The 5,936-nt window shown below is 61.7% G+C and carries 7 protein-coding genes and 2 pseudogenes; 1 reads left to right on the top strand and 8 read right to left on the bottom strand.

Annotation, left to right across the window (positions count from 1 at the left end):
- On the top strand, positions 1-180 hold a 180-nt coding region (locus tag BM287_RS17320), incomplete at its 5' end, for an ATP-binding protein (protein ID WP_170857614.1).
- A gap of 640 nt (positions 181-820) precedes the next feature.
- On the opposite strand, the pseudogene BM287_RS18165 reads toward BM287_RS17320, so the two are convergent.
- The 8 genes and pseudogenes from BM287_RS18165 to BM287_RS17290 form a co-directional block, all read right to left on the bottom strand.
- Positions 821-1,000 (bottom strand): annotated as a pseudogene (locus tag BM287_RS18165) (hypothetical protein); the annotation flags it as partial.
- 108 nt (positions 1,001-1,108) lie between these two features.
- Positions 1,109-1,381, bottom strand: coding sequence for a hypothetical protein (locus BM287_RS17710; RefSeq protein WP_139230731.1), 273 nt, complete (start codon positions 1,379-1,381; stop codon positions 1,109-1,111).
- A 281-nt stretch (positions 1,382-1,662) separates the two neighbouring features.
- A complete protein-coding gene (locus BM287_RS17935; protein ID WP_090042272.1) occupies positions 1,663-2,655 on the bottom strand; it encodes a hypothetical protein in 993 nt (330 codons plus the stop codon).
- Positions 2,656-2,773: 118 nt separating this feature from the next.
- Positions 2,774-3,076, bottom strand: coding sequence for a hypothetical protein (locus tag BM287_RS17310; RefSeq protein ID WP_090042270.1), 303 nt, complete (start codon positions 3,074-3,076; stop codon positions 2,774-2,776).
- Positions 3,073-4,956 (bottom strand): glycohydrolase toxin TNT-related protein, encoded by a 1,884-nt coding sequence (locus BM287_RS17305; protein ID WP_090042268.1) that lies wholly within the window; start codon positions 4,954-4,956, stop codon positions 3,073-3,075. The genes BM287_RS17310 and BM287_RS17305 overlap by 4 nt, the downstream gene beginning before the upstream one ends.
- Complete coding sequence (locus BM287_RS17300; RefSeq protein WP_090042266.1) at positions 4,953-5,216, bottom strand: hypothetical protein; 264 nt, start codon at positions 5,214-5,216, stop codon at positions 4,953-4,955. The genes BM287_RS17305 and BM287_RS17300 overlap by 4 nt, the downstream gene beginning before the upstream one ends.
- 30 nt (positions 5,217-5,246) lie before the next feature.
- Complete coding sequence (locus tag BM287_RS17295; RefSeq protein WP_090042264.1) at positions 5,247-5,564, bottom strand: hypothetical protein; 318 nt, start codon at positions 5,562-5,564, stop codon at positions 5,247-5,249.
- A gap of 38 nt (positions 5,565-5,602) precedes the next feature.
- Positions 5,603-5,936: pseudogene (locus BM287_RS17290) on the bottom strand (hypothetical protein); the annotation flags it as partial.

Here is a 5,936-nt window from a genome sequence, read left to right as displayed (position 1 = left end):
CGATCGATCGCGATCAGCTCGAACCTGCACCCCTCCGGGTTCGACGAGCTCATGCCCAAGACCCTCGCGACCGCGACCGTCGACCGGCTCCTCCACCACGCCCACCTCACGCAGACCACCGGCGAGTCCGTCCGCCTCGCCCAAGCCCTCGCCGGCACGGGGGTGACCCCCATGCCCTAACCGAGACCGCTCACGCGGCCAGGGCCACCACAACCCGATGGGCAGAACTCCTGGCCGCGAACGGGCACTTCCACTGGCCACCAGCGGGCACTTCTGCTGGCCGCCGATGGGCAATTTCTGGTGGCCGTTGACAGCAGGGAGAGTTGATCAAATCGCGTTCCCGGGGGAGCCGCGAAATCACCGTCCATCGCGGTCATCGCTCGTGAGGCCGGGAACCTCGCCTGGCAGCAGTCTCCGGAGGGACTCCCCTTCGATCACGGAACGATCATCGCCGCGGCCCGAGACCAGCTCGCCCCACGTTTGTTCGCCGACGAGGCCCTGACCCGAGCCCTGCTCGGTGACCGGTTCACGACGTCCGAGGCTGTGAAGCTTGCCCAGGAGCTGACCGGGGTCGCCCCCGGCGCACGTCACTGACGCGATCGTTCTCCGAGAACCGGTCGCTGCGCCGCGCGGACGCCGTCGTCACCGGCGCAACCGGTCGCCCGGCAAAGCTCTGGGAGTGGGTGTAACCCACACCTATCGCCCGCCGCGACCCGTCCTCGGCGTCGATGATGTCAGCCGCGCCGGGCCGGGCCGGGCCGGGACGATCAACGCGGCCGCTGCACTCGCCGCCACACGGCTCGTCCTGTTCGATACAGCATCACCCCGGCGACGGGCGTGAAGTAGGGATCGGTGACAGGTGTAGTTTGGTCGCGAGGGAGAGCGGCTGTTCGGTTAACTTCGCTTCGAACTCGATCGGCGTCAAGCCGCCGAGAGCGTCCTGGGCTCGCTGCCGGCGATACTTCCTCTCGATCCATACGACGATCGCGAGGCGCAGTTCCTGCCAGTCATTCGCCGCTGACCTCGTTTCCGGACGGAATCCTCAATCCCGACGAATCGGAGATCGGGATGTTGACGCGGCTGGTCCTGATCGTCTCGCTTCCAGGCGTCAGCCGTTCAACTGAAGCACGACACGGGTGCGGGATATCGGATCGAGCACGGTGACAATCCACTCAGGAGGAAGTTCAGCCCGAACGCGCTGCGCCAACTCGACAGCATCCTCAAGAAAATTCGGAGTATGAACACTATCGGGCGGGTACTCGGCGTTGAAGTCAGCATCCCCCCGTTCTGTCCAATCAAACAGGTCGCGAACTACCTCCGGGCTGAGGCCAATCTCGTGTCCATCCACGTTGTCATAGCCGTATTTTCCAGACAACCACACGGCATATTGCCTCCACTCGTAGTGGATATCGACGCGCGGTGGCTCGGCAGGTTCGAGAACAGGGAGTGCAATTCGCTCATTATGCGGGGTTCGCTCCTACGATGTAGCCATTGTCGCCGATTGTGATGGCAAGCCTCAAAAGCTTGCCCTTGTATTCAAATTCGTAAGAGGAAGCTCCGCCGAAAAGCGCTTCGCCAACCCGAAACCATCCCCAAGCTAATTTCATCGGGGCGAGCGCCAGCACTTCTGCGTTTCAGGAACGTCCCGTCAGCTGGCTCAAGTTAATCGCGCAGTGGAAGTACCACCCTGGTTCGGGAAACCGGGTGGTACGCCGTGACGATCCACTCCGCAGGAAGCTCCGCCCGCACCCGCTTGGCCAACTCAAATCCATCCTCGTAGAAGTTCGCAGGTAATAAACCGTTTGGCGGATCATCCGCGTTGAACAGAGCATCCGCGGCGTCTGTCCAAACCAGAAGATCATGGACAAGCTCCGAGCTGAGGCCGATCTCGTGACCTTCCACTGGGTTGCCCACGCCGTACTTTCCAGACAACCACACAGCGAATTGCGTCCATTCGTAGTGGATGTCGACGCAAGGGGGCAGATCAGGTTCGAGCACGGGGAGGGTAATGATGAAGTCGTTCATTATGCGAAATTCGCTCCTACGATGTAGCTGTTGCTTCCGATTGTGATTGAAAGCCTGAGGATCTTTCCCTCGTACTCGAATTCGTAAACCGGCCGCGGGTTCGGGCTCCTTAGCTTGGTAGCGGATGACCTTTCCAGTCTGTATCGCCTTGGTGAGGACCTCAGGAATCTCAGCTTCGCTGATCCCCTTCTGCGTGAACTGCCCACCATGGTCCTCAATGATGTGAGCAAGACCGGACGCGCCTCCCGGTGCCGCCATCTCCTTGGTCATGCCTTCTTCGAGCCAGACGATCCTTCCTTCCGGCGTCTTGATGATAGTGACGATCTTCTCGGAGCTGACCTTGACTCCGGCGTTGATGAGTTGGTCCACTAGAGTCTGCTGGGCAGCGGTGAGACGTGTGACGGGTCCGAGTTCGCCTGCCGTTTTCAGGAGGCTGCCTGCCCGTGCGATCTTGGTGGCGGCCATGCCGGGGATGAGTACGCTGGCTATTTCTCCGGCGAGTTGTCCGTCCACGTACGCATTCCCGTCAGCTATCTGACGGACCGTGGCTGTCACTTGTTGCCAGAGCCCTGCCGCCCAGGCGCCAGGGTGGGCGATCATCGCGGTAACGGCGATCCCGATTTCTTCCACGTTCAGCTGCGCCGCCCCAGTCAGGGCACTTCCGACGCCAGAGAGTGCACCGCCGACGAACTGCCAACCGCCACCCCCTCACACACGATGCGCCACAGTTGTACGAAGCTCAGACGATTCACTCAGGCTGTTGCTGCGCACGAGCCTGCTTCTCTCGCCACTTGCGTTTCCGCTCAAAGACGTACTCGTAAGCGTCACTCAACGTTCCAAGGAACTCCTCACCATTCGGTCCAGAAACTCGAAAGAAATCGTCCCTGTCCCCTGAGATCCAGATTTCATAGAGTCCCTCGGCCGTTGGCACGAAGTTGAAGGTTCGTAAGACCAAATCGGATGAGTCCTTCGAGAGCCAAATCAGGTCCTCCGCGTCCTCTCGCGAGTACCCGATTTCCGACATTTTTTGTACATATTGCTCGTGGTTCATGAAATCTCCTTCAAATAGCCTTGCTCGATGAGTTTCTGGATACCGACCGGGAAATGATACTGAGTGCCGAGACCTGGTTGCCCGAATCCCGGGGCGATCTCCCCCATGCGCACATTGTCGGGCAGGGGCTTCAGGATTTCGTAGCGCACTACGGTCGTGTTGCCTCCGAGGCGATCGGGCGGCAGCGACAACTGGTCAAAGGCCGTTCCGGGAGGAGCCGCGAAACTCCCATCAACAGGTTCACCGTCTTTTCCTTTGAACGTGATGCGTTCGAGCGTGTCTCCGGGAACGAGGTCAGACGGTTTGGATATCCCATTGGTAAAGCCGTTCGTGTGGGGTGGGTCGTCGGGCCAGTTCCATTGCGGTCGTCCCTTATCGTCGAAGCCGTTCAGGTACGTATCTAGGAACCGGTCCCAGCCGAGTCCACCTGTGGGGTCGTACCCAGGTAGTTGCTTCCCGCGGGTTGCGTCTATCAACGCGCTCTTCAGGTCTTGGAGCTCGTTGGGCGACGGCACCGGCACGGGGAGGGTCTTGATGGGCTTTCCCACGCCGGCGAGTTCGCCAGCCTCGCCGACCAGCCCTGCCGCCCGGGCTGCTTTCAGAGCCGCAGCTCCGGGAAGCAACGCCCCGGCGAGTTGTCCGATCACCGACGGGTTGAACCCGGCGACCTGGCCAACGGTGGTTGTGATCTGGTTCCAGAGTTCCGCCAGCGCACGCGGATCGGTGACCAGCACCGTCAGCGCCATCCCCGCCTCGTGCACATTCAACTGTCCGGCGTCGCTGATGGTGTGTATGACCCCCGACCCGACACCGGCCAGGAACTGCAACGACCACCACCCAGAATCAGCAGCCGGCTTCACCGCATTCGCGTCCCACCAATCACTGACCGCCTTCCCGGCCATGCCCACCAGGTTCAGCTCATTGCCCGTGGTCGCGATCGAGACGTGGTTGATGGCGCTGTTGATCCCGCCGATCAGGAGGGATCCGCCCAAGAGGGTCAGGCCGAGGGAGAACCCGCCGGTGAACGGCGTCAGCCCGAGCCCGATGACGGTGATCACCGCGCCGGCAACGATCTGCAGCCCGTCCCAGATCAGGTCCCACCCCGCCTGCTCCCGCCGAGCCTTGTCCGCCGCCTCCACATCCTTGACGAGCTTGGAGAACATGTCTCTCCAGCCGTCCGAGGCGACCTTCTGGTTCTGCTGGCAGTACTCAACCATCCCCGAGGTAAGCGGCCCCAACTGTTGCAGGGTAAGGGTGAAACTTCCCGCGGTGTACGAGCGGCCCTGCCCCACGGTGAGGGCGCCGACGTTCTTCACGATGCGACCCAGCTCCGCAATCAGACTCCTGACCTGCGCGAATCCGGGATCGGAGGCCTCATACGCCTCCCACGTCTCCTTCTGCCCCTTCACGATCGAATGCATCCCCTGCAGTTCGTTCACTGCCTGCTCAGCCGCGACCGCCCCAGCCCCACCCAACGACACCAGATGGGATGCGTCCCCTGCGATCTGCCGCAACTGGACGCTGAAACCGCGCAATTGCTCCATCCCCCGATCGAGCCGAGCCAGATGCGTCCCGTACTCGTCGTTCACAAGCCGGAAGTTCCCATCGGAATCAACCTGGGCGTATCCGTTCCAATACACACCGATAGCGGTCTGGAACGTGGACAAGCTGATCAAGAGCGACTGCAGGATCGGCAGATGAACCTCACCGATATACGCGCGCATCGCATCAGCACCCTGACCGGTGACCTTGTCCGACGCCGCAAGAGCATCGAACCCCTGCAACAACTCACTCACCGCCGTGATCCGACGAGCAAGCCCCTTCTGCAACCCTGGCGACGACGCCTGCCACGCGTCAGCGGAAAACTCGACCACACTCATCGCTTCGCGTCCTCGCGATCCTGCACCTCGATATTCACGCCGAACTGGTCGAACTCGGCAGCGTCGTTTGCCGCCAAGCTGCCATAGAGCGCAATCAGAGCCGACAGATCCGCGTAAATCTCCGAGACTGTCTTCGCCCCGGAAACCTTCAACGGTTCTCCTCTGTCCCACCCGTCCTTCGTGCCCGCGACGTGAGTAGTGAGCACCGAAACCTTGCGGGTCTCCTCGTGAAAGCCTTCCTGAATACTTCTCTTAGCCATCCCTGACCTCCCGTCTCTCCGCTGACCCGTTCAGGTCAGCGCTATCGCGATCGCCTGAGCAGAGAGCGCGGGATGCTCGATTGCGTTGATCGAGAACGCCAGACTTCGCTGCTTTCTCTTGCACTCACCGATGGCCTCACCGATCTGGTCACCAATCCGTGAATGACTCGACTTGGCCGCCTCGAAACCCTCCATGAAACGGTTGCGCTTCTGCCCCGCCCACAGGCCGCCACCCGCATCGCGGTATGCATCTATTCCGAACCCGCCCACCGCGTCCTTGACGCGTTGGAGTCGACCGATGACATCCTCCAACTCCAGCACCCTCGCCAGAGCCACCTCGTCACTCATCGCGGTCAAGTCCCGGGACGTGGATGCTCCTATTGCTGTCAAGCGGCCTGCGGTGTTTCGAGTTGAGCGAGCGCGAGGTTCGCGCGTTGTTCGAGTTCGGGGTCGGCGCGGGTGCCGATCTCGAGTCGTCGTAGCCGCTGGTAGGGGACGCCGAGCGTTGCGGCGAGGACACTGATCGGTGTGCCGATCGCCTGTCGGCGTGCCCGGAGTTCGCGTCCGACCGGGTTGTCGGTGGCGGGGTTGAGCAGGGCGGCATAAACCTCGTTCGCGACGTGTCGTTTCAGGCAACGCATGATGTCGCGGTCGGTGAGTTGCTCCGCGCGGCGCCGTTCGAAGTAGGCCATTGTGCGGGGCTCACGGTGCCGCATGCGC

Origin of the sequence: Leifsonia sp. CL147, from assembly GCF_900114565.1 — a bacterium.
In the GTDB taxonomy this organism is placed as follows: Bacteria; Actinomycetota; Actinomycetes; order Actinomycetales; family Microbacteriaceae; genus Leifsonia.
Note: the sequence above shows the minus strand (reverse complement) of the source record. Positions and strands in the feature narration are given on the sequence as shown.